The sequence below is a fragment of the Amorphus coralli DSM 19760 genome (genome assembly GCF_000374525.1).
In the GTDB taxonomy this organism is placed as follows: domain Bacteria; phylum Pseudomonadota; class Alphaproteobacteria; order Rhizobiales; family Amorphaceae; genus Amorphus; species Amorphus coralli.
Genome location: NZ_KB894578.1, coordinates 135,252 through 159,099, shown reverse-complemented (window position 1 = coordinate 159,099; position 23,848 = coordinate 135,252). Strand labels below are relative to the sequence as shown.

Below are 23,848 nucleotides of genomic sequence, written 5' to 3'. Positions count from 1 at the left end.
GGTTCAGCCCACCGAAATCCAGGTGCCCGTTGCGAGGGGAATGTCCAGGATCTGGCCGAAGATCAGCCAGCAGCCGAAGGTCAGACCGAACGTCATCGCGGTTATCCGAACGGGCGACCGGTCGCGCAGGATCAGAATCATCGTCAGCGCCACCACCGCAGCCGTCGCCAGAACGAAGCCGGTTTTCTGCATGGCCCAGCCGTAGGCCAGGAGCAGGAAGAAGATCATTGCCAGCGCCGGCCACTCCCGGGGGGCGGCAAGCTCATTGGGCGCTTCGGTCTCCGCCCGCAGACGGCGACGCTCGAAAAGGCGGGAGACAAGAAATCCGAGGGCAAGGATGCCGAGCAGAGTACCGAGCAGAAGCGGAAAGGCACGGGGTCCGACATCGGCGCCACCGGTGCCCGCCGGGATGCTCTGCACCACGTACGCGCACCAAAAGATCGCGAGACTGAGCAGGATCACCCCGGACAGGATGTCCTTCTGATTGCGGATCATCGGTTCGACCTCCCTCTGCAAGCCCTGTGGCGCAGCGCCACCCGGCAGCCGGCGCGAAACCGCGCCGGCTGTAGTTCATTGCAACCAACCGGTTCCCGGCGGGCGCGTCAGTTGGCCATGCCAAGGGATTGCAGAAGCTGACCGTAGAAGGCGTCGTCCTTGGCGATCTGCTCGCCGAAGGCTTCAGAGCCAAGATAGGCCGGCGAGAAGCCGAGCTTCGTGGACGCATCCTTGAACTGCTCGGTCTCGGTAGCCTTCTTCACCGCCGTATCGAGCGTCACGATGACGTCCTTCGGCGTGCCTTTCGGCGCTGCCAGCCCACGCCACATGGTGATGTCGACGTCGACGCCCTGTTCGGCCGCGGTCGGAACGTCCGGAAGGATGTCCACGCGCTCGGTGCCGGTAACGGCGAGAACGTTGAGCTTCCCGGAATCAGCGTAGGACTTGAACTGGCCCGGCCACTGGATCGCAGCGTCGATGCGTCCGCCCAGGAGTTCCACCGGCGCCTTGCCCTTGCCGTACGGGATGTAGGTCACCTTGTCGGAGATCCCCATCTTGTCGAACAGCGCGGCGGAGGTGAGGTGCGTGAACGAGCCCTTGCCGGAGATCCCGACCTTGAGCTTGCCGTCCATTCCCTTGACGTCCTCGGCCATCTCGCCGAGCGAGCTCCAGCCTTTGTCGTTGGAGACGGCCAGCGCCGGCGTCTCGACCGACACCCGGGCGATCGGCTCGAACGCCGAGTAGTCGAACGGGATCTTGCCGGTGTGGTGCGAGGTGTTGATGGAGTTGGAGTTCCAGACGATGTTGTAGCCGTCCGGCCGGGTGCCCTGCACGAAGGCATACCCGACTGCGCCACCGCCGCCGGGACGGCTCACCGGGACCACGGGATCTCCGAGCTCCTCGGTCATCAGCTGCGAAAGCAGCTGCGCAATGGTGTTGGCTGTTCCCCCGAAGAGCACCGTCATTTCGATCGGCTTGTCGGGATATTCGGCCTGCGCCGGCGCGGCAGTAAAGACGGCGGCGCCAAGCAATGCTCCGGCCAGTGTCGGCAGTTTCTTAAACATGAGTTCCTCCCTCTTCCTTTGCTGAAAAAGTCTTTTGGCCCGCCCGGTCTTCCGCCGGACTTGGCAGGTTGCGTGTCCCGGTCAGTTCATGTCGTGCGCACGCTTCTCCGCGAGCGCCGCAAGAACCTTCTCCGGGGTGGCCGGCAGCGAGCGGATCCGCACGCCGACGGCGTCGTAGATGGCGTTCATGATCGCCGGAGCGGTGGGCACCAGGGCCGGCTCGCCGATGCCCTTCGCGCCGAGCGGGCTCAGCGGATCGGGATCCTCGACGATGGTGGTGTTGATCTCCGGGATATCGAGCGCGGTGGGCAGGATGTACTTGGCGAAGCCGTGCGTGACCGGGTGGCCTTCGCTGGTCTGGTAGTCCTCCATCAGCGCCTGCCCGAGCCCCTGGACGACGCCACCCTCGATCTGCCCCGCGACGCCGCGCGGGTTGATCGCCCGCCCCACATCGTGCGCCGCCCAGATGCCCATTACCTGGACTTCGCCGGTGACGGTATCGACCTCGACCTCGGCGACCTGGGTACCGAACACGTAGGCCTGCCAGGGGCTGCCGTGACCGTCCACCGGGTCGAGCCCGGTGCCGTGGGCGGTGAAGCTGCCCGACCCGACCGGGACCACGCCACGCTGCTTGCAGAGCGCCACGGCCTCCGCCATCGACATGCGCTTGTTGGTGTTTTCCGCCCAGGCGAAGCCGTCGAAGGCCCGCAGGTCCTCAACCGGCACGTCCCAGTGATCGGCCAGCTCGTCGAACAGGCGGCCGCGGGCCTCGCGACAGGCAAGCGCCACGGAATTGCCGATCATGTAGGTCTGGCGGGTGGCACCGGCATGGGCGGCCTCGGGCGAACGGGCCGTGTCGTTGTCGCCGATCGTCACCTGCTCCGGCTTGATGCCGAACTCCTCGGCCGCGACCTGGCAGAGCAGCGTGAGGATGCCCTCGCCGATCTCGGTCACGCCGGTGACGACCTTGCCGGTGCCGCCGTCGTCGAGCTCCGCCCAGGCGCCAGCCCGGTCGATGGTTGCCGTGCGGGCGATGCCGTACCAGCTCGCCGCGACACCGCGTCCGCGCAGTTTGCGTTTCATGACGCCACCTTCACTGTCTCGATATCCGCTCCGGCCGTCGCGAACCGCGCGCCGAGCGTGCAGGGCTGCCGGGTGCCCGGGCCGGCCAGGTCGCCGCGCGTGCTGCCGCGTACCGTCGGAGCCCCCGGCTCCCAGCCGCTCGAGGCCTCGGCGGCATCGAGCACCCGGTCGATGGCGGCCGAATTGAGCTTCTGCTGGGTGTGGGTCAGCGAGCCGGCCCGCATCATGTTGCGCCGGCGGATCTCGAAGGGATCGAGGCCGAGCCGCTCGGCCGCGATGTCCATCATGCTCTCCGTGGCGAACTGGGCCTGCATTCCGCCGAACGTGCGGAAAGCGCCGGACGGCGTGTTGTTGGTGTACACGACCTTGGTGTCGACCTTCAGGTTGTCGACCTCGTAGGGGCCGCAGCTGAGGATCGCGGCCTTGCGCATCACACCCTCCGACGACATGCCGTAGGCGCCGCCATCGGCGAGCAGAGAGAACTCGATGGCGGTGATCCGCCCGTCGTTCGTCAGCCCCATCCGGTAACGGGTGCGCGAGGGATGGCGCTTGGCCGAGCAGGCGATGCTCTCCTCGCGGGTGAAAATGAGACGGATCGGCCGGTGCGTCTTCAACGCGGCCAGGGCGAGCATGCCCTGGTAGATCATGTCTTCCTTGCCGCCGAAGCCGCCGCCCACCGGCGACATGATGAACCGGACCTTGTTGATCGGCCGGGCCAGGATGTCGGCCAGCATGTGGCGGTGGTGGGTGATGTTCTGGCTCGGCGAGATGACCGTCACCACGTCGTCGTGGTCGACGTAGGCGAGGCCGGCCTCCGGCTCCAGGTAGGCGTGTTCGACCTGCTGGGTGGCGAACTCGTCCTCGATAATGACGTCCGCCGCCGCGAACCCGGCCTCGATGTCGCCCTTGCGCACCGGGATGTGCTTGACGACGTTGTCGGGGCAGTAATCGTGGATGACCGGCGCGCCGGGCTTCAGAGCATCCTCGGGATCGTAGAGGCCCGGAAGCTCCTCGTACTCGACGCGGATCAGCTTCAGCGCCTCACGCGCAATCCGCACGCTCTCGGCCGCAACGGCCGCGACGGCCTCGCCCACATGGCGGACCTTGCCGCGCGCCATCACCGGCTGGTCGTGCACGAACACGCCGAAGCCGTCCTCGCCCGGCACGTCGTCGGCGGTGACCACGCAGGCAACCCCCGGAAGGGCTTCAGCCTCGGACGTGTCGATGCGCACGATGCGGGCATGGGCGTGCGGCGAGCGCAGCACCTGCATGTGCAGCATGCCGGGCATCACCATGTCGCCGGCATAGGCCAGGCGGCCGGAGACCTTGGAGGGCGCATCGAGACGGGCCGTGTTGTGGCCGATCCAGCTCGCGCCGACGCCTTCCGGATCGAGCGCCGTCTGCGGCAGCTTGCCGGCGACCACGTCGCGGGCGATCTCGACCGCCTCGATGATCTTGGTGTAGCCGGTGCAGCGGCAGATGTTGCCGCCCATGCGCTCCTTGAGTTCCTCAAGACCGGCGTCCGGGTTCTCGCGCAGCGCCGACGTCGCCGCCATCACCATGCCGGGAATGCAGTAGCCGCACTGGCTGGCGCCCGTTCGGTGAAACGCCTTCTGCACGGGCGTCAGTTCGCCGGGCCTGGCCAGCCCCTCGACGGTCTCGATGGAAGCGCCCTGCGCCTTCGCCGCGGGCATCAGGCAGGACTTCACCAGCTTGCCGTCGATGAAGACGGAACAGGTTCCGCACTCGCCCGCGCCGCAGCCTTCCTTGGCACCGGTCAGCGCCAGGCCCTCCCGCAGGAGGTCGAGCAGCCGCAGGCTCGGGTCGATCCGCCGGCTGACCGGACGGCCATTCACGGTGAAGTCGATATCGAACTCAGGCATGGAGTGCCTCCCTCTGTTCGGGGGTCGGTTTGGGGGCTCCCAGCGCCACCAGAGCATCCTCGATGGCGGCCTCGATGAAGCCGCTGACCACCGCGCGCCGGTAGGCGACGCGGCTGCGGGATGCGACGCGGTCGGCGGGAAGCAGGCTCGCCCGGGCGACCAGCTCCCGCGTCATCTCCTGGCCGCGGAGCATGTCCTCGATGTCGTAGAGACGGATGGGCCGCGGGCCGATGCCCCCAAGCGCCAGCCGGACGTCCTCGAAGATCCGGCCCGAGGGATCCGTCTTCACCAGCGCCGCGCAGCACACCGCCGAGATCACCAGGGACCGGCGCATGCCGACCTTCTGGAACGATCCGCCATAGCCTTCCATGGCGTCCACGGTGACGGCGGTCGCGATCTCTCCGTCGCGGAGTTCGGTCCGGCCGGGGCCGGTGATGAAATCGGCGACCGGCATGGTCCGGGTGGCGATCTGGCCACTTTCCAGACGGGCGAGCTCGATTTCGCCGTTGAGGGTGAGGACCGGCGGCAGGCCGTCGCCGGCCGGCGAGGCGTTCACCAGGTTGCCGACCAGCGTCGCCTGCTGGCGGATCTGATCGTCTGCGAACCACACCGCGCAGCTCGGCATGTTGGGGAGGAGCCGGACGAGCGTCGGGTCCTCCAGGAACTGCTGGTAGACGACGTTGGCGCCGAGCCGCACCCGGTTGCCACGCACCTCGTAGCCCTGAAGCTCCGCCACGCGGCTGAGGTCGATCATCGTCGGCAGATGGACGTCGCCGCCGCGCCCTTCCCGGGCGTAGGGCAGAATGTCGGTCGCCCCGGCGACAAGCCGGCTTCCCGCCGGCGCCTCGGACCAGGCATGCAGGGCTTCGCCGAGCCTGGTCGGCATGAGGTAGGTATCACAGGTCAGCATGATCGTGCTCTTGCTCGCCCGACAGGCAGGCGCTCCGCTCTCCCGCGGCAGGGACACACCCTGCCGCGGATCTCTTCGAGCGGCTGACGCCCAGCAGTGTGCGGCGCGTTGCCTATTCGGCGGCTTCGCGCCGCGCGACCGCATGCTCGTTGCGGACCACAACCTTGATCGCATCGTCGACCCGATCCTTGGCGTAGCGGATCGCCTCGATCAGATCGGACATGTCGAAGGTGTGGGTGTGGATCAGCGAGGCGTCGAACCGCTTCTGACGCATGAAGGCCTCGGCCCGGTGCGTCGCCGTCTTGCCCTCGCCGCGGATGCCGTAGAGGTAGATGTTGTTGCGCACCAGGTACGCGACATCCACTTCCGGCGATGTGGACGGGAAAGCCGCCAGGCAGATCTTGCCGCCCCGGTTGAGCATCTGGGCCGCCTCGTTGAGCGAGTTCGGCGCGCCCGAACATTCCACCACGTAGTCGGCGCCCTTGCCGCCGGTCAGCTCGTGCACCTTTTCGACGGCGTTCTCGTTGCGCACGTTGATGACGTGATCGGCGCCGAGCTTGCGGCCGATCTCCAGCCGGTTGTCACGCGTGCCGGTGAGAATGACAGGCTGCGCGCCGAGCGCCTTGGCCACCGCGACACCGAGCAGGCCGATCGGGCCCGGGCCGGTCACGACGACGCTCTCGCCGGCGACCAGCCCGCCGACCTCGGTGAGGCCGTACATCGCCGTGCCCGCGGTGACGACCAGCGTCGCCTCCTCGTCGGACATGGAATCGTCCACGTGCACCAGGGTGTTGATGTTGTTGACCTGGTATTCGCAGAAGCCGCCGTCGGTGGTGAAGCCGTTGGCGCGGTGACCCTTGTCGACGTCGCCGTAATTCTTTCCGTAGTTGTGGCAGGCCGTGTACATGCCTTCGCGGCAGCGCTTGCACTGGCCGCAACCGGCATGGATCTCGACGGTGACGCGCTCGCCGATCTCGTATTCGTCGACACCCGGGCCGAGGGCAACGACGGTGCCCATGTACTCGTGGCCGGGGGTGAAGTTCTTGTTGAACGGCTCGCCGCCCTCGATGATCGCCGGCAGCCCGTGATAGATGATTTCCAGATCCGTCGCGCAGATGGCGACCGCGTCGATGCGCACCAGGACTTCGGCCTTCTTCGGCTCCGGAACCGGCTTGTCGACCAGTTCGAGCTCACCCGGATCCTTCAGGACCCAGGCCTTCATCGTCTCCGGCACCGGGTAGTCGGCATTCGTCTTGACTGCTGCACTCATCGCCATGGTGTTTCCTCCACTTTCGTTCTTCGACGTGTTCTGAAACCGCATCCTCGGCCGGCTGGGCCTCAGGAGCGGCCGACCTTCAGCTGTCCCGACAGGGCACGCGCGCACTGGACGACGTGCCGGATGACGTGGGAGCGATAGGCTTCGGTGTTCTTGTGGGCCGCGAACGTCGCCGAGATGGAGGCGATGACCGCGCCCTTCTCGTCGCGCAGGGCCGCCCCGCAGCACACGACGTCGGCCTCCAGCTCCTGATCGTCGATGGAGAAGCCGTTGCGGCGCACATGCCGCAGCTCCTCGATCAGCCCGGACAGCGACGTGATGGTCCGCTCGGTGTAGGCCGGCATGCCGTTCTCGGAGATCACGCGCACCATTTCCGCTTCCGGCAGCCAGGCCAGGATCGCCTTGCCGGTTGCCGTCGCATGCAGCGCGGTCATCTTCTTGAACTCGTCCGCCTCGTGAACGCCCTTGCCCCGGCCGGCCCTGATCTGGGTGATCAGGTTGGAGCCGCGCAGAACGGCCATCTGCACGCTTTCCGCCAGCTGCTCGGCGAGGGCCTCGAGCTTCGGCCGGACAAAATCGGCGAAGTCGATTTCGCGGGCGCTCATCTCCACGAGTTCGTTCAGCCGCGAAGACAGCATGTATCCGCGGTTGCGCCCGGCGTGCAGCGCGTAGCCGCGCGCCACCAGGGTGGCCATCAGATGGTGGCAGGTGGAAACGTTGAGCTGGGCGCGGGCCGCGATCTCGTTGAGGGCGAGCGGCTCGTTGGCCGCGGCCATGATCTCGATGAGCGTGAGCGCCCGTTCCACCGACTGGATCGTTCGCACGTTCCGCTCGCCGTCAATGCCGACCGGCTTGAGCGAGCCTGCGCTGATCAGGGAATGCCCAGCCGTCCCTCCGACGATGTCAGTTTTGTGATCCATATGGCGCTTCCTTGTTGTGTTGAAGGTCGCGCAATCGTCGGAGAACAGTCAAGCAATCTGGAAATAATAAAATTCAATTTCATGATATGAAATAAGGGCGAATTGACAGCTCAGACACTGTGGCCATAACCGTTAGGAGCGACCGCACCGGACACGCGAGAGGCCTTTGTCCATGTCACTCACCTACCTGGTCTATGTCAGCCAAGCAGAACGCGCGCTCGACGAGGAGGCTCTGGCGGCCATTCTCGCGGAGAGCCGGGCCTACAACCCGGCCCACGGCATTACGGGCGCGCTGCTGTTCGTGGCCGGGCGTGACGGCAACAGCGGCAGCTTCATGCAGCTGCTGGAGGGCGAGAAGGCGGACGTGGACACGCTGCGCAAGCGGATCTTCGCCGATGGCCGGCATCACACGAAGGTGGTGATCGAGCAGGGCCCGCTCGAAACGCGGACCTTCGCCGACTGGTCGATGGCCTTCCGCGGCGTCACCGCGAAGGCCCTTGAGGCCTATCCGAGCTTCGCGCGTCTCGGTGAGCCGGACTTCGTCGAAACCTTCAATCGCGGTGACGCCAAAGGCGCCCTCGCCTTCCTGAACGAGTTCTGGAACGCGCCGGCCCTCTGAGGGGCCGAGGACGGCGGCGCGCAACAGCCCGTCCCTGCTGTAACGCGCAACTTCGGTTGGCATAGGCGGGGGTTAGGCGGGATCTTCCGGGATTAGGCGGGATCACGCGAAAACCGACGCGATCTCAATGGCATAACCGGGATCAGGGTGCGGCGGGCATTGACCGTCCAGGTGGTCAAGAGTGCCAACCAAACTTGCGCAGGCCATTCAGGACGGCCGGGCGCGCAAATCGAGCGCCGCGCTAAGTCGTTGAAATCAAACAATCCAGCCTGAAGAAAGTGGGAACTGGCGCACATATGGCGGCGGGCGGTTCCCACTTTAGCTAAATCATTGAAGAAACAGGGAAAAGCGGGGCGCAATCCGTATATTAGAAAAATCGAAAGTGGGAACTCGCGAGCACCTGGTTGAAGCGGCCGTCAGCCGCAGGATTAACCACAACCTCCCACTGCATCTTGCAGGTTGTGCGGCCTCCTCTGCAGCATCAGGTTGCGGAGTGGATCAACATCAAGCCGAGCGTTTACCGGTGCCTGGCTCCGTGCGTGCCGCTTTTAGACGCTTGCGAAGCCGGGCCTCCAGCCAGGGCAGGAGCGATTCGAGCTCATCGCGATCCAGCGGATCCTCAGCCCGGGCGAGAAGCTCGTTGTGCGCGGCAGCGGTTTCCTCGATCAGCGCCTCGACCGGGAGCGACACTCCTTCGGCCTCATGTACTGCGCGAACCGTCTTCGAAACCACCTTCATCCAGGCGGGATCGACCGTTGAACCCAGGGCGGGAGCCGGCTGGGTTTCCTCGGAAATCATGGCTCCATCGCCAGTGGCCAACCATTCGACGGATACACCGGCCGCTTGCGCAATAGTGACCAAGCGCTGTGCCTTAACTTCATTCCTGCCGGTCAGATAACGCTCTAGCACTCCCCTTGAGAGGCCAGCCCTTCGGGCCAGCTCGTTTCCGCTTCCCACCAACTCCACACATCGGCGAAGGCGCGCTGAGAGGCCCAGCTGATATGGGTCTTCAGCGCCGCTCATCGAGTGAACCGCCTCAGGATTGAAGGCGGGTCTGCACAGAAGTCATTGCTACCGCCGATATTGAACACTTCTGCCTTGCTCGTTTGCGCACTTTGATGCAACATCGTCATCATGCTGATTTGCTCCCCCGAAAAAGCCGGCCCTGCCAGGCCGGCGCTCCGGAGACGAGGATGACGGAAACTGAAACGCCCATGGACCGGCACGCGATCGTTGCCGAGATCCACCGGCGCGGGACGAGCTTGCGAAAGCTCGCCAAGGCCGCAGATCTCGAAGCGTCCGCGTGCTGCATGGCGCTCAGCCGTGGCCACCGGGCCGGAGAGCAGGCGATCGCCGATTTTCTCGGCATCTCCCCGGCGACCCTGTGGCCCGATCGCTATCCGTCATCGTCGCAAGGGGAGCCTACCCCCACCAAGGCCGGTTCGGCGAGTCCGAAAGCCGCCGCGGCCACAGACAAGAGGCGGGCCGCATGAGGCTGAACCTGTCTGCCATCCGGAAGTCGACTGACAATCTCACCCCGCGGCGCGCGGCCTCACCGTTCGCCACGCTGATCGTCGGGTCGGGACTCGCGCTGGCGATCGCCCTCGCGCTGGCACCGGCGGCGCAGGCCGTGATCGAGGTCGCGGTTCGATGAAGTTGGCCGATGTGCAGAAGAAGTGTTGGTCAGTCGAGGGCGCGACGGAGGGGAGCTGGCGTGTAGGCGTAGCTTTCGCGATTCGCTGTCTTGTGAACCGTGCTGCCGCAAGCGTTGCACTTCAGAACATCCGTCTGCGCCTTGTGGCATTCAAACTGAAGTATCGACTTCACCTTGCGATCGAAGCAATGAGCGCAAAGGTGGGGCTTTGCCTCATTCGCCAGACTATCCGTCTTGCGCGAGTACGCAAACGACTGCGGTCCGATTTCATCAAGGACGTAGTTCTCGACATCGATCTGGAAATCTCGAAGCTGGCGGTTTTCTTCTTCAATTTCGCAGAGGCGGTTGAACATCGCCGTGTAACGCTCCCGCATGTCCTGCATCGCGTCGATCAGGTCGCCAATCTGGGTATTGAGAGCGTTCCGCATCTCCTGGTCGATGTCTCCGGAAATCTTCCGGACGCCATCCCTGACCGCCTTCGCGGCGGAGACCATGCCATTGAAGACACCAATGCCTTCATTAATTCCAATTGCCATCGCTCTCCCTCACGTTCGGTTGTTGGCACGACGAGTGTGAGGCAAGCGTGCCACCTGCGAAAGTGGTGGGGCGGCGGGGCTACCCGTGATCATCGCTCGGGAGGCCGGCGATGAGGGGCCCCCGCGCCACCTACGAGCAGATCCCGGTCGCGTCGATCGACGTCGGCGCGCGGCTCCGGCAGACCGATCCGGCATGGGTCGAGGCTCTTTCTGTTCTCATCAACGAACAGGGTGTTCTCCATCCGATCTCCGTTGTTCACGAGAACAGCGGCCGATATTCGCTTTTGGCGGGCGCCCATCGTCTCGACGCAGTGAAGGCGCTCGGCTGGGACACGATCGACGCCCGGGTCACCCAGGCCGGCTGGATCAAGGATCAGGAGCGCCGGCTCCAGGAGATCCTGGAGAACGTGGCCCGCAACGAGCTGAACAAGCTCGATCGGGCCGCGAACCTCGCCGAGCTGATCGCCGTCTATGAAGAACTCCACCCGGAAATCCGGCACGGCGGCGATCGCAAGAGCCAAGCCACTAAGCGCAAAGACGAAAATCAAGTGGCAATTTTTGCCATTCGATCGGAGATCGCCGACAAAGTAGGCCTCTCCGACCGCTCCTTGCGGATGGCCGTCGCCATCTGGAATGGCCTTTCCACCGACAGCCGCAACCGCCTGCCGGGCACCTGGCTCGCCGACCATCAGGCAAGCCTGCAGACGTTGTCCACCCTCGACGCCGCGATGCAGAAGAAGGTCCTGGATCTGCTTCTGTCCGATCCGGCCGGCGCCGACACCGTCGCCGACGCGCTGATGCTTGCCGAAGGGCGCCGCGCTCCAAAGGCCGATGAGCTGGCGTTGAAGCGGGCTCTAACCGGCTTCACACGGCTCGACAGACAAGGCCGGCGCGACTTCGTCCGCCAGCATCAAGCAACGCTCATCACGGCCCTGCGCGAGGAGGGCCTGATCTGATGGCACGCGCTCGCGGCGACACACGGACGCTCGACCTCCTGGAGTGGCAGCCGCCAAAGGTGGCGGTCGGCTTCGAGGACGAGATCCGTGCCGCGAGCCTCGACGCGAAGATCGCCAAGGCGCTTGCCAGGGCGATCCGCGAAAGCGGGAAGAACCGTCCCGCGATCGCCAAAGACATGTCGCTCCAACTCGGTCGTCCGGTCTCCGTCTCAACGATCGACGCCTACACGAGCGAGGCGAAGGAGGGACACCGGATCCCGCTCGACCGCTTCATCGCTCTCATCCACGCAACGGGAAGCGTCGACCTCCTGGGCTGGCTTGCAGAGGAGTTCGGCTACGTGGTCGTGCCGGCCCAATACCGCGACCTGATCGAGTTGCACTTCATCCGCGAGCGTCGCCGCGAGATCGAGGATCGGGAAGCCGCGCTCGAAGCGCGCTGGAAGGGGTCGCGCCGATGAAGGTCTGGCTCACCCCGCAGGAGATCGCCGACCTCGCCGCAGCCGGTTCGCTGCCGGGCCTGCCGGCGACGAAACGAGGCGTAGGCATGATGATCGACCGGGAAGGCTGGGACCGGCATCACGCCCAGGTCCGCAGCCGGCGCGATCGCGGCGGCACCATCACCGAGTACCACATCGACTGTCTGCCGCTCGCCGCCCGTCTCGCTTATGCCGGCTCGGCGCTCAGCGTGAACCCCGCCGACCTCGTTCCTGTCTCGCCCGAGCGGGACGATCCACTTTCCCACGGCCGCAAGACGCTGGACGCGCGGCAAGCGCTTCTCAATGTCGCCGACCGGTACGCCCGGTCGACGGATCTCGGCACCGCGGCCGCCGACCATCTCTTCGCCGACCTTTACAATTCCGGGGCGGTCGAGGTGTCGGACTGGATCCGCGAAGAGGCAGAGACTGTCAGCGCCCGGACGCTCGCGCGCTGGCGCTCAGACCTGAAGGCCGGTGGGCCTGCCGTCGATCCGCGCGGCAGCCGCAAGGGAACCGGCGTGCTCGACCGCGCCAACGGCGGCCAGGTGCGGACCCTCATCCTGGCGGCTATCGCCAAGAACCCGCTGCTGACCGCGAAGCACCTGCGCGCCTTCATCCGTGCCCAGGTCGGCGACACCGTCACCGTCGAGAGCCGCTCGGGCGCCCGCACCGTCGCGTTGCCGCCGCTGCGGACCTTTCAGGCAACGATCTCGGCGTGGAAAGAGACCTACAAGGCCGATCTCCTGCTCCTGACGGATCCGGACCGCTACAAGTCGACGATGCGGCCCAGCGCCTCGGGAACGACCCGCGCGGCCCGCCTGAATGAATGCTGGGAGATCGACGCCTCGCCGGCCGACCTGATGACCACGGCCGGCCGCCACTCGGTCTACGTGGCGATCGACATCTACTCGCGCCGCATGGTGGTGCTGGTCTCCGACACGCCGAAGGCGGCCGCGGTCGGCCTCCTCCTGCGCAAATGCCTCGTCGAATGGGGCGTGCCGGAGCGGATCAAGTCGGACAACGGCTCCGACTTCGTCGCCCACTCGACCCGGCGCCTCATCGATACGCTCGGCATCGAGCACGAGGCTTGCGACCCCTACCAGCCCCAGCAGAAGGGCACCGTCGAGCGCGCGATCGGAACCTTCCAGCGCGACCTGGTCCGTACGCTACCTGGCTTCATCGGCCACTCGGTTGCCGACCGGAAGGTGATCGAGAACCGAAAGGCCTTTTCCAAGCGCCTCGGGCTCGATGACAAGCACCTTTTTGACGTCGATCTGACGCCAGCGGAACTGCAGGACTATGCCGACCGCTGGACCCGCGAGATCTACGCCCATGCCCCGCATGAAGGCCTGAAGCGCCGAACGCCCTTTGAGGTGGCCGCCGCCTACACCGGCCCCGTCCGGCGCATCCAGAACGAAGCAGCCCTCGCGCTCCTACTCGCGCCGATCGCCGGCTCCGACGGCTACCGGACCGTGACCAAGAAGGGCATCCGCGTCGGCGGCGAGCACTACTGGACCTCGGCCGCCATGCCCGGCACGCGCGTGTTCTGCCGGCATGATCCCGCCGACCTCGGCCGCCTCATCGTGTTCGACGAGACGGGAGAGACCTGGCTCGGCGAGGCGATCGCGCCGGAACTGGCCGGGATCGATCCGGCCGCGATGCACGCCCGCATCACGGCGGAGCGCAAGGCCTATCACGAGGGCCGGCTGAAGGACGTCCGCCGCGAGACGCTGGCGATCACGCCCCGGACCATCGTGGAAAGCCAGTTCCAGGGTCGCGGCACCGCCGATCTCATCGCCTTCCCGCAAGCCTCCGAGCCGCACACGACCCCAGCAATCGAGGCCGCGGCAGCGGCCGGCCGGACCGAGGCTCCGGTCGACCCGAAGGTGAAAGAGCGTCGCGAGCAGTTGAAGCGAGAGGACGCGACCGGCCCGGCGCGGGTGCTCCGGCTGCCCACCGGGCGCGGCGGCGACACCATGCGCGAGAGGCGCGAACGGTTCGCCAAGGCCAGGGCGCTTGAGGCGCAGATGGAGGCAGGAACACCGATCTCCGACGAGGACCGGAAGTGGCTCGCGGTCTACCAGCGCGGCGACGAGTACCGGTCGCTCGGCATCACCGAGGCAGACCGCAGGATCGGAACTGCGGGCTAGCAACCAAAGAAAAAGGGCGCCGAAGCGCCCTGAGGTTTCATTTTGGAGAGCTGAACATGCAGATGATGACACCTCCGGTCAAGCAAACACTGGCGGTCCTGAACAACGTCTCCTCGTTGCACTTCCTGGCGACGACGCTCATCCAGCGTCCGCACCATCTGCCGGGGATCGGGGTTTTCTCCGGCTGGTCCGGGATGGGGAAGACCTATGCTTCAGTCTACACCCAGAACAAGACGGGCGCGATCCGGATCGAGGTCGGCGAGAGCTGGACGAAGAAGACCTTCCTGACCCGTCTCCTCAACGAACTCGGCCAGGAGCCGAAGGGCACGATTTCCGACCTGGTCGAGCAAGCGGCTATGGCGCTTGAGGACGATCCGAACCGGCCCCTCCTGATCGACGAGGCCGACAAGCTCGTTGACAAGAACCACATCGAGATCGTCCGCGAGCTGCACGACGCCTCCGGCGTGCCGACGATCCTGATCGGTGAGGAGCAGCTGCCCCAGAAGCTCGCCAAGTGGGAGCGGATCCATAACCGCGTGCTACGCTGGGAGTTCGCCCAGCCCTGCGACGAGGAAGACACGCGGGAGCTGGCCCGCATGTTCTGCGACGGCATCGAGCTTTCCGAGGATCTGATCGGCGCCGTCCGCGCCCACTCTGAAGGGCGGGCACGGCGCATCGTCGTCAACCTCTCGCGGATTGCCGAAGTCGCCAACAATCAGGGCAAAACCAACCTCGACCTGGCCGAGTTCGAGAGCCGGTCCGGCGGCTGGTACACCTCCACGACCCCGCGGCGCGGGAGGGCGTGATGTCAGTCCTCATGCGCCTGAAGCTGACCGTCGAGGGGGAGCCGCTGAAGACCGGGCACACGCATTTCTGGCGTGTGATCCGGGAGCTCGACAAGGCCGGCCCATGGTCGGTGAACGATGTCTTCGACCGCTCCCGCGATGCCTGGCAATCCTCGGTGGAAGACTTCATCCGCCGCCTCGTCAAAGCAGGCCTTGCCGAGAAGGCGGGCATACGCGGCGGGCTCCATGTGCACCGGCTCACCGCCCGACCCGCGAAGACGCCGATCCTGCGCCGGGACGGACAGCCGACGAGCGGCGGTCTCGGTGTCGCTCAGATGTGGGCAGCGATCCGCGCCCTGAAGGCGGTCGATTATCGCGAGCTCATGGTCGCAGCGACGACCGAAGACGTGAGTGTCTCGGCCAACTCCGCGAAGGCCTATCTGCAGCGCCTCGATGCTGCCGGCTACCTGCGTGTGATTGACCCCGGCAAACCGGGGGTGCCGCGTCGGTATGCGCTGAAGCGGACCATGAACACCGGCCCCGAGGCCCCGCGGATCATGCGCACCAAGCTCGTCTGGGATCCTAACCGCAACGCGATCATGGGCGAGACCGTCGCCGAGGAGGACCGGCCATGATCGAGCGGCCCGACTTCCTCGTTCGCGCCAGCGAGGCCTGGGGCGAGCCTCCTGCCTGGGTGCTCGCGATCGCCGAAGAGGCGAACCGAACCAGCCTCAAGCAAACCGCCATGCGGCTCGACTACTCCGCCTCGACGATCAGCCAGGTCATCTCCGCGACGTACGGCGGAGACCTCTCCCGCGTCGAGCGGATCGCCAACGGCGCGCTCATGGGGGCGACGGTCGAATGCCCAGTCCTCGGCGAGATCGCCCGCAACCGCTGCGAGAGCGAGCAGCGCAAGCCGCGCGGGGTCGCCAACTCCACCAGCCTGAAGCTCTACCGGGCCTGCCGGTCGGGTTGCGTCCATTCGCACCTCAAGGGAGGCCGCAATGCTGAGTGACGAACTGCAGATCTTTCGGGAGCTCTGGGAGTCGGCCCGGCAGGGCGAGATCGAGATCCTGCCACCGGGCGCCGCCCAGATGAGCCGCTTTCTGGAGCGCGCCGTCCGCGAAGCTCGCAAGCTGGAGACTGAGGCCGTCCCCTTCCAGGACGTCGATCCGGCCACGCTGGCGGCAGAGACGGACGAAACTCCGGCCGTCGACCCGGCGCTTGAGCAGGCCGGCAAGGTGGTCCGCCTGGTCCCGCGCGGTCAGCGGAGTACGCGTCGGCCGACGGAACCGGGAGGCGCCGCATGAACGCGCTCATCCCCCACCAGCGGGTCCAGGTCCGCACCATCATCAAGGTGGTCTGCGAGCACTACGGCGTCTCCGAAACCGAGGTCCTGTCATCGCGCCGCCCGACGCTCACCTCGGAAGCGCGTCACGTCTCGATGTGGCTCGCGATGAAGCTGACCGATCTTCCCTCAACCAGCATCGGGCGGCTGCTGGGAAAGGATGAAACGACGGTCAGGCATGGCGTCCAGAAGGTGGACCGGCGCATTGAAGCCGAGCCAGACTTCCGGACGACGGTGGAGACGCTGCGCCACGCCGCGCTTGCGGCGGAGCAGTGCTTCGCTCGGCTCTCGATCCTGGGCATTGATGATCCCAGCCTGGACGAGACCGCCTTGCGCATCGTCGCGAAGGGTCCGACGGCCGTGTCGAGCGTCGAGATCATGCGTCTGGCCCGCGCCCACCTGGCCGATCGGACCGAGGGACAGGTCACCGGCCTGATCGAAGCCGGCAACTGGCTAGTCGCCGCCACGCGCCGGCTCGCCACGTCGACCACTCCCGACGAACAGGCCACTGCGCGCGCCGACCAGAAGGCGGCTTACCGCGCGCTGATCGCGCACCTGCGCACCTTCGAAACCGATCACGCAACCGAGGAGTCCTCCGATGGACGCTGAACACGACACTGCGCTGCCGCCCGTCAGTGACGGCACGATCAACCTCGACGGCCGCTCCTACATGCCGGATGCCAAGGGCGCCCTGGTACCGCTCGCCAACGTGCGACCGCAGGACAAGCTGCAGGACCAGACGGTCCGCAAGATGATGGGCTTTGCCGTTGTATTGCGCGACGAGCTCCGGCGCTTCCGGGGCCACTGCTTCGACGACATCGCCAGCTTCCAGGAGCTGATCTCGGAGAAGTACGGGGCTTCCCGCGGTGGCGCGAAAGGCAACGTCACCCTCACCAGCTACGACGGCACCATGAAGGTGATCGTCCAGGTCCAGGACCAACTGACCTTCGGACCCGAGCTGCAAGCGGCGAAGGAGCTTGTCGACGAGTGCATCGACAAGTGGGCCGACGGCGCAAGCGATGAGCTTCGCGCGCTCGTGAACCACGCCTTCCAGGTCGACAAGGAGGGGCGGATCAACCGGTCCGCTCTATTCCAGCTGCGCCGGCTCGACATCGAGGACGAGCGCTGGAAGCGCGCCATGGAGGCGCTGACGGAGTCGATCCGCATCGTCGGCTCCTCCACCTATGTCCGGTTCTACGTGCGCGACGATCCCCGCGGCCGCTGGGAGGCCGTGCCGATCGACCTCGCGTCGGCCTGAGGGAAGGCGGAGATGGGGACCGACAAGATTGCCTCGCTTCGCGGGTGGATCCCCGTAGTCGAAGGGGCCAAGGCAGAGGTCCTGGTCGAGCTGCACGGCGCGCGCCTCATTTTCAGCTCCGGCGCGCACGTGATGCGGCTCGCCGGGATCACCGGCACCAGCACGATGAGCTACGACGACGCCAGGAAGAGCTGGCTCCGTGCCGCGCGCCGAAAGATCGCGCAGGCAGAACAGGAGGCGGCACGATGATCGCTTCCTCGTTCCGCCGGGCCCCCGTCGATCGCGAGATCGAGGTCCGCGTCTCGCTCATCGCCACTCGTGAGCGCTCCATCCTGGTCGAGGGCCGGGCCGGCAACGTCGAGCTTTCGCTCTCGCACGTGGAGCATTCGCCGGCGGCAGAGGACGGCACGGTCCGGATCTGGCTGCTTGAGCTCCTCGCCGTTGAGAAGGGGCTGGTGTGATGGACGCCGCCTCGACCCTCCGGAATGTCCGTGCCCTCCGGCTCCCCGATGCTCAGCCGTGCGTGCCCGACACCACGCCTCCAACGATGATTGAGGTGCGGCCGGAGACGCTTGTGATCGACGAGCGCTACCAGCGTAACCTGTCGGAGCGGTCGCTGCGTCTCATCCGCAAGATCGTCGAGGGCTGGGATTGGCGCGCCTTCAAGCCGCCGGTCGTGGTCCAGGTCAATGACGAGCTGCACGTAGTCGACGGACAGCACACGGCGATCGCCGCGGCCACTCATCCTGAGATCGAGCAGATCCCTGTCATGGTGGTCGCCGCCACCGAAATGGCCGACCGGGCGATCGCCTTCGTCAAGCACAACCGCGACCGGATCACGGCGACCCCGACCCAGCTGCACTATGCGCTGATCGAGGCGGGCGACGAGGACGCGGTCACCATTTCGATGGTCTGCGATCAGGTCGGCGTCCGGGTGCTCAAGAACCCGGCCGCCAGCACATCGTTCGCGGCGGGTGAGACCGTCGCCGTCAAGACCATGCACGGCATCATGAACCGGCGGTACCGGATCGGCCTGCGCAAGGTCCTGGAGGTCTGCGCCAACGCCAAGCTCGCGCCGATCTCCCAGGCCGCCATGCTGGCCGTAGAAAGCCTGCTCTTCGCAGACGAGTTCAGCGGTGAATACGAGCCGGAAGACATCACGACCACCCTTCGGGCGAGCTTCCATCACCTGAGCCGAGAGGGAAAGGCTTTCGCCGCGCAGCACAAGCTACCGCAGTGGCGCGGCCTGGCCGTAGCGATCGGCCGCAAGACACGGAGACGGAGACGTGGATCACGTGCAGCGTCTTGAGGTGGTCAATGCGGAGAACGACCTGCTTCGCGAGCGCATCGCCGAGCTGGAGCAGATCCTGTTCGGTGAAGCCTGGCTGCCGCCGGTTGAATGGGGCCTGACGCCGGCGGAAGCGAAGGTCGCGGGCGTGCTTGTCACCCGCGAGCTCGCCAGCAAGCCAGCGATCGTCGCAGCGCTGTATGCGCACCGGCCCGACGATCAGCCGGACGACAAGGTTATCGACGTCTTCGTCTACAAGATGCGCCGGAAGCTCCTGCCGTTTGGCATCGAGATCCGCACCCTTTGGGGCCGCGGCTACCACCTCGACCCCACGGTCCGGAAGGCCCTTCACGAAGGCGCGATCCTGATCGAAACGGAGGCTTCCCGGTGACCTCCATCCGCATGATCCATGTTGCCAGGCGCGAGCTCGGTCTCGACGAGGACACGTACCGCGACGCCCTGCAGCGGGCGATCGGCAAACGGTCCGCCAAGGGGCTGTCGGTCGCCGAGTGCAAGGCCGTTGTCGACGAGCTCTCCCGAATGGGCTTCAAGCCCGCTTCGAAGCCGTCTGGAAAGGGCCTTCCGGGTCCCTACGGACGCAAGGCGCAGGCCCTCTGGATCGCGCTCTACAATCTCGGTGCGGTCGCCGACCGGCGCGACAGCGCGCTCCTCGCCTTCATCACGCGCCAGACGGGCCTGGAGCGGGCCGAGTGGCTTCGAGACGCCGCCCAGGGCGCGGCCGTCGTCGAGGCGCTGAAGTCGTGGTGCGCCCGCGAGGGCGTCAACTGGAAGGTCGGCGAGACGACGCCGGACTATGCCCGGCGGCACGGCTTCCAGATCGCCGCCGCGCAGTGGCTGAAGCTCCACCCGAAGCGCGACCCCGCGCACTTCTGGGGCGACGTGCTCGCGGTCCTCGGACGAACGCCTGGCGAGGCGAAGCCGACCGACGCGGAATGGATCGTGGTGATGAACGCCTTCGGGCGGGTGCTCCGCGGGCGGGCCGCGAAGCGGAGAGCGGCGTGATGTGCCCTTTGGGATCAGTCTTCCGGCGAGTCGACGAATTCATAGTCCGTCAAATAGAACAGGTAGGTAAGCCTCTTGGCGTCAACCGCCTCAATGGTCCGGAGGGGGTATCCAGTCAATTGAGCCCAACAACCAGTGGGTTCCCAATCACTGCACTTGGAGACGATCGCCTGCTGCTGTTCGGGCGGCAGTTCGTCAACCCATCCACCGGCGCCATCGGGGTGACCAAAAAGAAGCCTTACGGTGCCGGCATCGTTGCCGCCTCGGACTATTTCACAGTTTGCGCCGGTCAGGCTTGCCGCGCGGATCTCGCACGCTGTGACCGAGACCTTTTGTGGTCGCGTCCTCAGCAGCTCCCCTGGGGCCACAAAAGTGGCGGTCGTTACGGCCTCAATGATGTCTACCAGCGCACCTTCGCTCTGCGCCTCAGCCGTCGTGATTGCCGCAGCGACGAATGCTCCAGCTATCGCCAATTTCCGCATAGCCTGATCCTCTCGCGCCCTGCTGGCCTGCAACCTAGCCGCGTCTGTCGGCCCGAACAAGCAGGAGCTGCGTGATGTCTACGTGGCCCTTCGAGCCCCTGCGGCCCCTGTCCTACGGCCTGATCCTGGCTGATCCGCCCTGGCACTATGTGCTGAGGTCGGAGGCGGGCTACGGAAAATCGCCAGAGAGCCATTACGAGACGATGGCGCTTGCCGACATCCAGGCCCTGCCGGTCGGTCACCTGGCCAGCCGAGACTGCCTCCTGGTCATGTGGTCGACCTGGGCTCACCTGGAACAGGCCTTGGCGACGATGAGCGCATGGGGCTTCACCTACAAGACGGGCGGCGCCTGGACCAAGAGGTACCGCAGCGGGAAGGCAGCGTTTGGCACGGGCTATGTCCTGCGGTCGGCGACGGAACCGTTTCTTCTGGGCACGATCGGCGAGCCGAAGCTTCGGTCCAAGTCGGAACGCAATCTGATCGAGACCGAGGTCGACGAAGACTTTCCGACTTCGATCGAGGCGCTGCGGCGGGAACACTCGCGCAAGCCGATGGAAATGCGGGAGGTGGTCGACCGTCTCTGCCCGGAGGTCTTCGGACTCGAGCTCTTCGCTCGTGAAGCGTGGCCCGGCCACGATGTCTGGGGCCTTGAGGCCGATCATTTCAATGACGCATCCGAGGCGGCGGAATGAAGCGCCGCGCGACCGAGCTCACCGTCTCCGACCATGCCGTGCTGCGCTACCTGGAGCGCGAGCACGGCATCGACGTGGAGGCGATCCGATCGCACCTGGCCGGGCCAGCCCTGCGCGCCGCGGAGCTGGGCGCGATCGCCGTGCAGGTGGAGCACATCAAGCTCGTGATCCGCGCGGTGGAGCCAGGCCGCGCCGTGGTGGTGACGACGCTTGGGCGTACCGTGCCGGCAACGAATGCCCGCAGGCTTCAGGAAACCGACGAGGGGACGCCATGAGCGAGACCTTGTCGGACGATCTCCTCGAGCTGATCGGCCATGAGAACTTCATTGCCCTGGTGGAGGCCTTCGGCGGGTTGCGGGTCTACGTCCCGAGCCGCGAACGCCTGGCCGATATCGATGCCGCCATCGGGCCCGAGGCCTCCGAGAAGCTTCACCACACCTATGAGGGCAGCTATATCCGTGTTCCGCTTGCGCGGGAGCTGCGCGCCCGACACTATCGCGCTCACGGCGCATCGAACGCCGACATTGCGCGCAGGCTCGGCATCACAGAGAGCGCCGTGGACAAGCTCTTCCGCCGGGCCGGCCATCCTCGCCGGCCGAAGCGCCGTGAGACGGATCCCCGCCAGATCGATCTCTTCCGATAGGTCGTTCGAGGGAGCGGGATACGGGCGGAAAACCGGTTCCCACTTTTCCTTACCCCGCTCGTGATTTCGCCCGCCAAGGCGGACGATTAATGCGGCGCCGGGGCGACTAGCTTCGGACCTGAACCAACCAACGCAACGCGGGATGCGCCCGCTTGCCTGGCTTGTTTCAGGAGCGCCGGATGTCCTTCTCCATCAAGAACCACCGTCTCTATCGGGACGGCATCCCAGTCGACTACCGGCCGACCCCGAACAAGTCGTCCGGCACGATCGACCCCTCGGTGCTGACCTTCCACGACACGGCCGGCCGCCTGGAAAAAGGCAACTCGGTCTCCTGGCTGGTGAACCCGGCGGCGAAGGCGTCCGCCCAGGCCGTGATCGAGCGGGACGGCGCCATCACCCAGCTCGCCCCGTTCAACGCGAAGTGCTGGCACGCCGGCCGATCGGTCTTCCAGGGCGTTTCGGGCGTCAATTCGCTCGGTCCCGGCATCGAGATCGTCAACCCGGGCAAGATGGAAGGCCGGCCGGGCGCCGACTTTGCTCGCGCCTGGTGGGGCGAGACCTTCTCAGTCGCCGACTACGACCTCGAATACGTCTCCACGCCGGAGCACGGCTCCGGCTGGTGGATGCCGTACACAGAGGAGCAGATCGAGGCGGCGCTCGGGATGGCGATCGCGATCGTCGGCAAGTACCCGAAGATCGAGACCCCCCAGCGGCTCACCACGCACTGGACGATTTCGCCGGGGCGCAAGGTCGACACCAACCCGCTCTTCCCGCTGGAGAGGATCCGCTCGCGCGTCTTCGGACGTGCCGACCCGGAGCCGATCGACGCGGACGACGACGGCGGCCTCTACGTCGAGACGGTGACTGGTCTCAACCTGCGCCGCTGGCCCTCCAGGAACGACAACGTCATCGGCACCCTGCCGCTCGGCACCCGCTGCCGCGTGATCCGCTCCGGCGTCTATGCGGACGGCTTCCCGGAAGCCCGCTGGCACCTGGTTGCCGCCATCCTCGACGGGGTGCCCCAGGAAGGCTGGGTCCATTCCGGCTACGTCACCGAACTCGGCTGAAGGAGAGACCCATGAGGTCCGTTCGCATCGCGGCGCTCGCCGCCCTTACCCTGATCGGCGCGGCCGGTGCCGTCGTTGTCTCGATCGGGGCGGCTGTTACCGCCCAGGCGGCGACCGACGGCGTGGTCGATCTTGGGCCGGTTGCCTCGGCCGCGATCGAGGTCGTCGCTCCGGTCCTGATCACGCTCCTCGGCGGGCTTGCCTCGCTCGCTCTGGCGCGGATCTCCAAGAGCACTGGTCTGAAGATCGATGCTGACCACCGAGCCGCGATCGACCAGGCGCTTCGGAAGGCCGCAACCTATGCCGTCGGCCGGCTCGACGATCGCGCGAAGGGCGGCATCCCGATCGCGGTGAAATCGGAGGCGATCGAGATCGCGGCCGACTATGCGCTCAGCAGCGTGCCCGACGCGCTGAAGCACTTCGGGATCGGCACCGACCGGCTCAAATCCATGGTGGAGGCGCGGCTCACCGATTGGGTGTTTGACCCTGACGAACCCGACAACTTTGCCGCCCGCATTCGTCCGTTCGTGACGTAGTAAGTGCGAGTGAGGTCGTGATCGAAGAACTCCGCCTGTGGGCGCCGATCATCCTGATTGGTCTCAACTTCCTCTGGACCGTGAGCGTCTATCGGGCGGGTGCGCGGAAAGACGAACTCGACGAGTTGCGCGACGATGTGAAGGGGGTGAAGGAGCGCCTTGCCCAACATGTCCAGGATGGCTCGGATTCGCGTCAGGCGATTGCCGCCCGCCTGACGACGATAGAGGGAGACCTGAAGCACCTTCCGGATGCGCATAGCGCCAAGCGGACGGAGGTGGCGCTCTCCGAGGTGCGGGGCGAGCTCCAGGTTCTGTCGGAGCGATTGAAGCCGGTGGCCGCGATTTCGGAGCGACTGCAGGAGTTCCTGCTCGAAGAGGCGAAGGACCGGCGGAGTCGGGGATGACGTTGGATCGGATCATGCGGGAGGAAGCCCGCCTCATCATACTCCGGCTGCTCAACGAGCAGTCGAACGGGAAGCTCGCCAGCTCGATGATCCAGTCGACGCTCGACGAAATGTTCGGCATCTCCCGGACACGCGAGTGGGTCCATCAGGAGCTTCGCTTCCTGGCGGATGTCGGTGCCGTCCGGCTCACCCCTGCAACCACCATCGTGATTGCCGAGATCACCCGCCAGGGCGTCGATCATGTCGAGCGCCGCGCCGTGCTCGAGGGCGTGAAGCGGCCGTCCGCGACGGAGGCCTGAC

The 23,848-nt window shown here is 66.2% G+C and carries 34 protein-coding genes and 1 pseudogene; 24 read left to right on the top strand and 11 right to left on the bottom strand.

Features of this window, described 5'->3' with window-relative positions:
* Positions 1–3: 3 nt before the first annotated feature.
* The 7 genes from C507_RS0119695 to C507_RS22180 all read right to left on the bottom strand — a co-directional run bounded on the left by C507_RS0119695 (position 4) and on the right by C507_RS22180 (position 7,631).
* A complete protein-coding gene (locus C507_RS0119695) occupies positions 4–495 on the bottom strand; it encodes a tripartite tricarboxylate transporter TctB family protein (protein ID WP_018701446.1) in 492 nt (163 codons plus the stop codon).
* 107 nt (positions 496–602) lie between these two features.
* Positions 603–1,559 (bottom strand): Bug family tripartite tricarboxylate transporter substrate binding protein, encoded by a 957-nt coding sequence (locus C507_RS0119690; protein WP_018701445.1) that lies wholly within the window; start codon positions 1,557–1,559, stop codon positions 603–605.
* A gap of 81 nt (positions 1,560–1,640) precedes the next feature.
* Positions 1,641–2,642 (bottom strand): xanthine dehydrogenase family protein molybdopterin-binding subunit, encoded by a 1,002-nt coding sequence (locus tag C507_RS23580; protein WP_018701444.1) that lies wholly within the window; start codon positions 2,640–2,642, stop codon positions 1,641–1,643.
* Complete coding sequence (locus tag C507_RS0119680) at positions 2,639–4,525, bottom strand: molybdopterin-dependent oxidoreductase (protein WP_018701443.1); 1,887 nt, start codon at positions 4,523–4,525, stop codon at positions 2,639–2,641. Before C507_RS0119680 ends, C507_RS23580 begins: the two co-directional genes overlap by 4 nt.
* Positions 4,518–5,435, bottom strand: a complete 918-nt coding sequence (locus tag C507_RS0119675) for an FAD binding domain-containing protein (RefSeq protein ID WP_018701442.1) — start codon at positions 5,433–5,435, stop codon at positions 4,518–4,520. Before C507_RS0119675 ends, C507_RS0119680 begins: the two co-directional genes overlap by 8 nt.
* 112 nt (positions 5,436–5,547) lie before the next feature.
* On the bottom strand, positions 5,548–6,705 hold the full coding sequence (locus tag C507_RS0119670; RefSeq protein WP_245559720.1) for a zinc-dependent alcohol dehydrogenase: 1,158 nt from the start codon (positions 6,703–6,705) through the stop codon (positions 5,548–5,550).
* A 68-nt stretch (positions 6,706–6,773) separates the two neighbouring features.
* Positions 6,774–7,631, bottom strand: a complete 858-nt coding sequence (locus tag C507_RS22180) for an IclR family transcriptional regulator (protein ID WP_018701440.1) — start codon at positions 7,629–7,631, stop codon at positions 6,774–6,776.
* A 172-nt stretch (positions 7,632–7,803) separates the two neighbouring features.
* On the opposite strand from C507_RS22180, the gene C507_RS22175 reads away from it, so the two are divergent.
* Positions 7,804–8,250, top strand: coding sequence for a BLUF domain-containing protein (locus C507_RS22175; RefSeq protein ID WP_018701439.1), 447 nt, complete (start codon positions 7,804–7,806; stop codon positions 8,248–8,250).
* Positions 8,251–8,754: 504 nt separating this feature from the next.
* Here C507_RS22175 and C507_RS23530 read toward each other — a convergent pair.
* Positions 8,755–9,048, bottom strand: a complete 294-nt coding sequence (locus tag C507_RS23530; protein ID WP_018701438.1) for a hypothetical protein — start codon at positions 9,046–9,048, stop codon at positions 8,755–8,757.
* Positions 9,049–9,057: 9 nt separating this feature from the next.
* Positions 9,058–9,273, bottom strand: a pseudogene (locus tag C507_RS23695) (helix-turn-helix domain-containing protein); the annotation flags it as partial.
* Between the two features lie 170 nt (positions 9,274–9,443).
* On the opposite strand from C507_RS23695, the gene C507_RS22170 reads away from it, so the two are divergent.
* Together C507_RS22170 and C507_RS23205 are read left to right on the top strand one after the other, a co-directional pair.
* Positions 9,444–9,743 (top strand): helix-turn-helix domain-containing protein, encoded by a 300-nt coding sequence (locus C507_RS22170; RefSeq protein ID WP_018701437.1) that lies wholly within the window; start codon positions 9,444–9,446, stop codon positions 9,741–9,743.
* Entirely contained in the window at positions 9,740–9,904 is a 165-nt protein-coding gene (locus C507_RS23205) for a hypothetical protein (protein ID WP_018701436.1), read from the top strand. Before C507_RS22170 ends, C507_RS23205 begins: the two co-directional genes overlap by 4 nt.
* Before the next feature lie 29 nt (positions 9,905–9,933).
* Here C507_RS23205 and C507_RS0119640 read toward each other — a convergent pair whose 3' ends face one another.
* Positions 9,934–10,440, bottom strand: coding sequence for a hypothetical protein (locus tag C507_RS0119640; RefSeq protein WP_026319262.1), 507 nt, complete (start codon positions 10,438–10,440; stop codon positions 9,934–9,936).
* Between the two features lie 110 nt (positions 10,441–10,550).
* On the opposite strand from C507_RS0119640, the gene C507_RS0119635 reads away from it, so the two are divergent.
* The 14 genes from C507_RS0119635 (at position 10,551) to C507_RS0119570 (ending at position 19,724) form a co-directional block, all read left to right on the top strand.
* Positions 10,551–11,396: a ParB N-terminal domain-containing protein gene (locus C507_RS0119635; RefSeq protein ID WP_018701434.1), complete on the top strand. Its 846-nt coding sequence runs from the start codon at positions 10,551–10,553 to the stop codon at positions 11,394–11,396.
* Entirely contained in the window at positions 11,396–11,854 is a 459-nt protein-coding gene (locus C507_RS0119630) for a hypothetical protein (protein WP_018701433.1), read from the top strand. Before C507_RS0119635 ends, C507_RS0119630 begins: the two co-directional genes overlap by 1 nt.
* A complete protein-coding gene (locus tag C507_RS22165; RefSeq protein ID WP_018701432.1) occupies positions 11,851–14,022 on the top strand; it encodes a DDE-type integrase/transposase/recombinase in 2,172 nt (723 codons plus the stop codon). The genes C507_RS0119630 and C507_RS22165 overlap by 4 nt, the downstream gene beginning before the upstream one ends.
* A 56-nt stretch (positions 14,023–14,078) precedes the next feature.
* A complete protein-coding gene (locus C507_RS0119620; protein ID WP_018701431.1) occupies positions 14,079–14,828 on the top strand; it encodes an AAA family ATPase in 750 nt (249 codons plus the stop codon).
* The gene (locus C507_RS0119615; protein ID WP_018701430.1) at positions 14,828–15,442 is read left to right on the top strand and encodes a hypothetical protein; all 615 of its coding nucleotides are present in this window, start codon (positions 14,828–14,830) and stop codon (positions 15,440–15,442) included. The genes C507_RS0119620 and C507_RS0119615 overlap by 1 nt, the downstream gene beginning before the upstream one ends.
* Positions 15,439–15,822, top strand: a complete 384-nt coding sequence (locus tag C507_RS0119610; RefSeq protein ID WP_018701429.1) for a hypothetical protein — start codon at positions 15,439–15,441, stop codon at positions 15,820–15,822. Before C507_RS0119615 ends, C507_RS0119610 begins: the two co-directional genes overlap by 4 nt.
* Positions 15,812–16,117 carry a hypothetical protein gene (locus C507_RS0119605; RefSeq protein WP_018701428.1) on the top strand — a complete coding sequence of 102 codons (306 nt, stop codon included), beginning with the start codon at positions 15,812–15,814 and terminating at the stop codon, positions 16,115–16,117. Before C507_RS0119610 ends, C507_RS0119605 begins: the two co-directional genes overlap by 11 nt.
* Positions 16,114–16,764, top strand: a complete 651-nt coding sequence (locus C507_RS0119600; RefSeq protein WP_018701427.1) for a helix-turn-helix domain-containing protein — start codon at positions 16,114–16,116, stop codon at positions 16,762–16,764. The genes C507_RS0119605 and C507_RS0119600 overlap by 4 nt, the downstream gene beginning before the upstream one ends.
* On the top strand, positions 16,754–17,413 hold the full coding sequence (locus C507_RS0119595; RefSeq protein WP_018701426.1) for a DUF3164 family protein: 660 nt from the start codon (positions 16,754–16,756) through the stop codon (positions 17,411–17,413). The genes C507_RS0119600 and C507_RS0119595 overlap by 11 nt, the downstream gene beginning before the upstream one ends.
* A gap of 12 nt (positions 17,414–17,425) precedes the next feature.
* Positions 17,426–17,662 carry a hypothetical protein gene (locus tag C507_RS0119590; RefSeq protein ID WP_018701425.1) on the top strand — a complete coding sequence of 79 codons (237 nt, stop codon included), beginning with the start codon at positions 17,426–17,428 and terminating at the stop codon, positions 17,660–17,662.
* Positions 17,659–17,874 carry a hypothetical protein gene (locus tag C507_RS0119585; protein WP_018701424.1) on the top strand — a complete coding sequence of 72 codons (216 nt, stop codon included), beginning with the start codon at positions 17,659–17,661 and terminating at the stop codon, positions 17,872–17,874. Before C507_RS0119590 ends, C507_RS0119585 begins: the two co-directional genes overlap by 4 nt.
* A 113-nt stretch (positions 17,875–17,987) precedes the next feature.
* Positions 17,988–18,722, top strand: a complete 735-nt coding sequence (locus tag C507_RS0119580; RefSeq protein WP_245559719.1) for a DUF6551 family protein — start codon at positions 17,988–17,990, stop codon at positions 18,720–18,722.
* Positions 18,700–19,092: a winged helix-turn-helix domain-containing protein gene (locus C507_RS0119575; RefSeq protein ID WP_018701422.1), complete on the top strand. Its 393-nt coding sequence runs from the start codon at positions 18,700–18,702 to the stop codon at positions 19,090–19,092. The genes C507_RS0119580 and C507_RS0119575 overlap by 23 nt, the downstream gene beginning before the upstream one ends.
* Positions 19,089–19,724 (top strand): regulatory protein GemA, encoded by a 636-nt coding sequence (locus C507_RS0119570; protein ID WP_018701421.1) that lies wholly within the window; start codon positions 19,089–19,091, stop codon positions 19,722–19,724. Before C507_RS0119575 ends, C507_RS0119570 begins: the two co-directional genes overlap by 4 nt.
* 14 nt (positions 19,725–19,738) lie before the next feature.
* Here the strand turns inward: C507_RS0119570 and C507_RS0119565 are convergent, their stop codons facing one another.
* Positions 19,739–20,206 (bottom strand): hypothetical protein, encoded by a 468-nt coding sequence (locus C507_RS0119565; protein WP_018701420.1) that lies wholly within the window; start codon positions 20,204–20,206, stop codon positions 19,739–19,741.
* Between the two features lie 74 nt (positions 20,207–20,280).
* On the opposite strand from C507_RS0119565, the gene C507_RS0119560 reads away from it, so the two are divergent.
* From C507_RS0119560 to C507_RS0119530, 7 genes are all read left to right on the top strand, one after another.
* The gene (locus C507_RS0119560) at positions 20,281–20,898 is read left to right on the top strand and encodes an MT-A70 family methyltransferase (protein WP_018701419.1); all 618 of its coding nucleotides are present in this window, start codon (positions 20,281–20,283) and stop codon (positions 20,896–20,898) included.
* Entirely contained in the window at positions 20,895–21,173 is a 279-nt protein-coding gene (locus tag C507_RS0119555) for a hypothetical protein (RefSeq protein WP_018701418.1), read from the top strand. The genes C507_RS0119560 and C507_RS0119555 overlap by 4 nt, the downstream gene beginning before the upstream one ends.
* Positions 21,170–21,541, top strand: coding sequence for a hypothetical protein (locus C507_RS0119550; protein ID WP_018701417.1), 372 nt, complete (start codon positions 21,170–21,172; stop codon positions 21,539–21,541). Before C507_RS0119555 ends, C507_RS0119550 begins: the two co-directional genes overlap by 4 nt.
* Positions 21,542–21,720: 179 nt before the next feature.
* Positions 21,721–22,608, top strand: a complete 888-nt coding sequence (locus C507_RS0119545) for an N-acetylmuramoyl-L-alanine amidase (protein ID WP_018701416.1) — start codon at positions 21,721–21,723, stop codon at positions 22,606–22,608.
* 11 nt (positions 22,609–22,619) lie between these two features.
* Positions 22,620–23,144 carry a type 2 periplasmic-binding domain-containing protein gene (locus C507_RS0119540; protein ID WP_018701415.1) on the top strand — a complete coding sequence of 175 codons (525 nt, stop codon included), beginning with the start codon at positions 22,620–22,622 and terminating at the stop codon, positions 23,142–23,144.
* A gap of 17 nt (positions 23,145–23,161) precedes the next feature.
* Positions 23,162–23,548: a hypothetical protein gene (locus C507_RS22620; protein ID WP_018701414.1), complete on the top strand. Its 387-nt coding sequence runs from the start codon at positions 23,162–23,164 to the stop codon at positions 23,546–23,548.
* Complete coding sequence (locus tag C507_RS0119530; protein WP_018701413.1) at positions 23,545–23,847, top strand: VpaChn25_0724 family phage protein; 303 nt, start codon at positions 23,545–23,547, stop codon at positions 23,845–23,847. Before C507_RS22620 ends, C507_RS0119530 begins: the two co-directional genes overlap by 4 nt.
* Position 23,848 lies beyond the last annotated feature (1 nt).

Bases quoted from the DNA above. Each gene is read 5' to 3' on its own strand.
- C507_RS0119695 (WP_018701446.1), bottom strand. From the start codon at position 495: ATGATCCGCAATCAGAAGGACATCCTGTCCGGGGTGATCCTGCTCAGT.
- C507_RS0119690 (WP_018701445.1), bottom strand. From the start codon at position 1,559: ATGTTTAAGAAACTGCCGACACTGGCCGGAGCATTGCTTGGCGCCGCC.
- C507_RS23580 (WP_018701444.1), bottom strand. From the start codon at position 2,642: ATGAAACGCAAACTGCGCGGACGCGGTGTCGCGGCGAGCTGGTACGGC.
- C507_RS0119680 (WP_018701443.1), bottom strand. From the start codon at position 4,525: ATGCCTGAGTTCGATATCGACTTCACCGTGAATGGCCGTCCGGTCAGC.
- C507_RS0119675 (WP_018701442.1), bottom strand. From the start codon at position 5,435: ATGCTGACCTGTGATACCTACCTCATGCCGACCAGGCTCGGCGAAGCC.
- C507_RS0119670 (WP_245559720.1), bottom strand. From the start codon at position 6,705: ATGAGTGCAGCAGTCAAGACGAATGCCGACTACCCGGTGCCGGAGACG.
- C507_RS22180 (WP_018701440.1), bottom strand. From the start codon at position 7,631: ATGGATCACAAAACTGACATCGTCGGAGGGACGGCTGGGCATTCCCTG.
- C507_RS22175 (WP_018701439.1), top strand. From the start codon at position 7,804: ATGTCACTCACCTACCTGGTCTATGTCAGCCAAGCAGAACGCGCGCTC.
- C507_RS23530 (WP_018701438.1), bottom strand. From the start codon at position 9,048: ATGATTTCCGAGGAAACCCAGCCGGCTCCCGCCCTGGGTTCAACGGTC.
- C507_RS22170 (WP_018701437.1), top strand. From the start codon at position 9,444: ATGACGGAAACTGAAACGCCCATGGACCGGCACGCGATCGTTGCCGAG.
- C507_RS23205 (WP_018701436.1), top strand. From the start codon at position 9,740: ATGAGGCTGAACCTGTCTGCCATCCGGAAGTCGACTGACAATCTCACC.
- C507_RS0119640 (WP_026319262.1), bottom strand. From the start codon at position 10,440: ATGGCAATTGGAATTAATGAAGGCATTGGTGTCTTCAATGGCATGGTC.
- C507_RS0119635 (WP_018701434.1), top strand. From the start codon at position 10,551: ATGAGGGGCCCCCGCGCCACCTACGAGCAGATCCCGGTCGCGTCGATC.
- C507_RS0119630 (WP_018701433.1), top strand. From the start codon at position 11,396: ATGGCACGCGCTCGCGGCGACACACGGACGCTCGACCTCCTGGAGTGG.
- C507_RS22165 (WP_018701432.1), top strand. From the start codon at position 11,851: ATGAAGGTCTGGCTCACCCCGCAGGAGATCGCCGACCTCGCCGCAGCC.
- C507_RS0119620 (WP_018701431.1), top strand. From the start codon at position 14,079: ATGCAGATGATGACACCTCCGGTCAAGCAAACACTGGCGGTCCTGAAC.
- C507_RS0119615 (WP_018701430.1), top strand. From the start codon at position 14,828: ATGTCAGTCCTCATGCGCCTGAAGCTGACCGTCGAGGGGGAGCCGCTG.
- C507_RS0119610 (WP_018701429.1), top strand. From the start codon at position 15,439: ATGATCGAGCGGCCCGACTTCCTCGTTCGCGCCAGCGAGGCCTGGGGC.
- C507_RS0119605 (WP_018701428.1), top strand. From the start codon at position 15,812: ATGCTGAGTGACGAACTGCAGATCTTTCGGGAGCTCTGGGAGTCGGCC.
- C507_RS0119600 (WP_018701427.1), top strand. From the start codon at position 16,114: ATGAACGCGCTCATCCCCCACCAGCGGGTCCAGGTCCGCACCATCATC.
- C507_RS0119595 (WP_018701426.1), top strand. From the start codon at position 16,754: ATGGACGCTGAACACGACACTGCGCTGCCGCCCGTCAGTGACGGCACG.
- C507_RS0119590 (WP_018701425.1), top strand. From the start codon at position 17,426: ATGGGGACCGACAAGATTGCCTCGCTTCGCGGGTGGATCCCCGTAGTC.
- C507_RS0119585 (WP_018701424.1), top strand. From the start codon at position 17,659: ATGATCGCTTCCTCGTTCCGCCGGGCCCCCGTCGATCGCGAGATCGAG.
- C507_RS0119565 (WP_018701420.1), bottom strand. From the start codon at position 20,206: ATGCGGAAATTGGCGATAGCTGGAGCATTCGTCGCTGCGGCAATCACG.
- C507_RS0119560 (WP_018701419.1), top strand. From the start codon at position 20,281: ATGTCTACGTGGCCCTTCGAGCCCCTGCGGCCCCTGTCCTACGGCCTG.
- C507_RS0119555 (WP_018701418.1), top strand. From the start codon at position 20,895: ATGAAGCGCCGCGCGACCGAGCTCACCGTCTCCGACCATGCCGTGCTG.
- C507_RS0119550 (WP_018701417.1), top strand. From the start codon at position 21,170: ATGAGCGAGACCTTGTCGGACGATCTCCTCGAGCTGATCGGCCATGAG.
- C507_RS0119545 (WP_018701416.1), top strand. From the start codon at position 21,721: ATGTCCTTCTCCATCAAGAACCACCGTCTCTATCGGGACGGCATCCCA.
- C507_RS0119540 (WP_018701415.1), top strand. From the start codon at position 22,620: ATGAGGTCCGTTCGCATCGCGGCGCTCGCCGCCCTTACCCTGATCGGC.
- C507_RS0119530 (WP_018701413.1), top strand. From the start codon at position 23,545: ATGACGTTGGATCGGATCATGCGGGAGGAAGCCCGCCTCATCATACTC.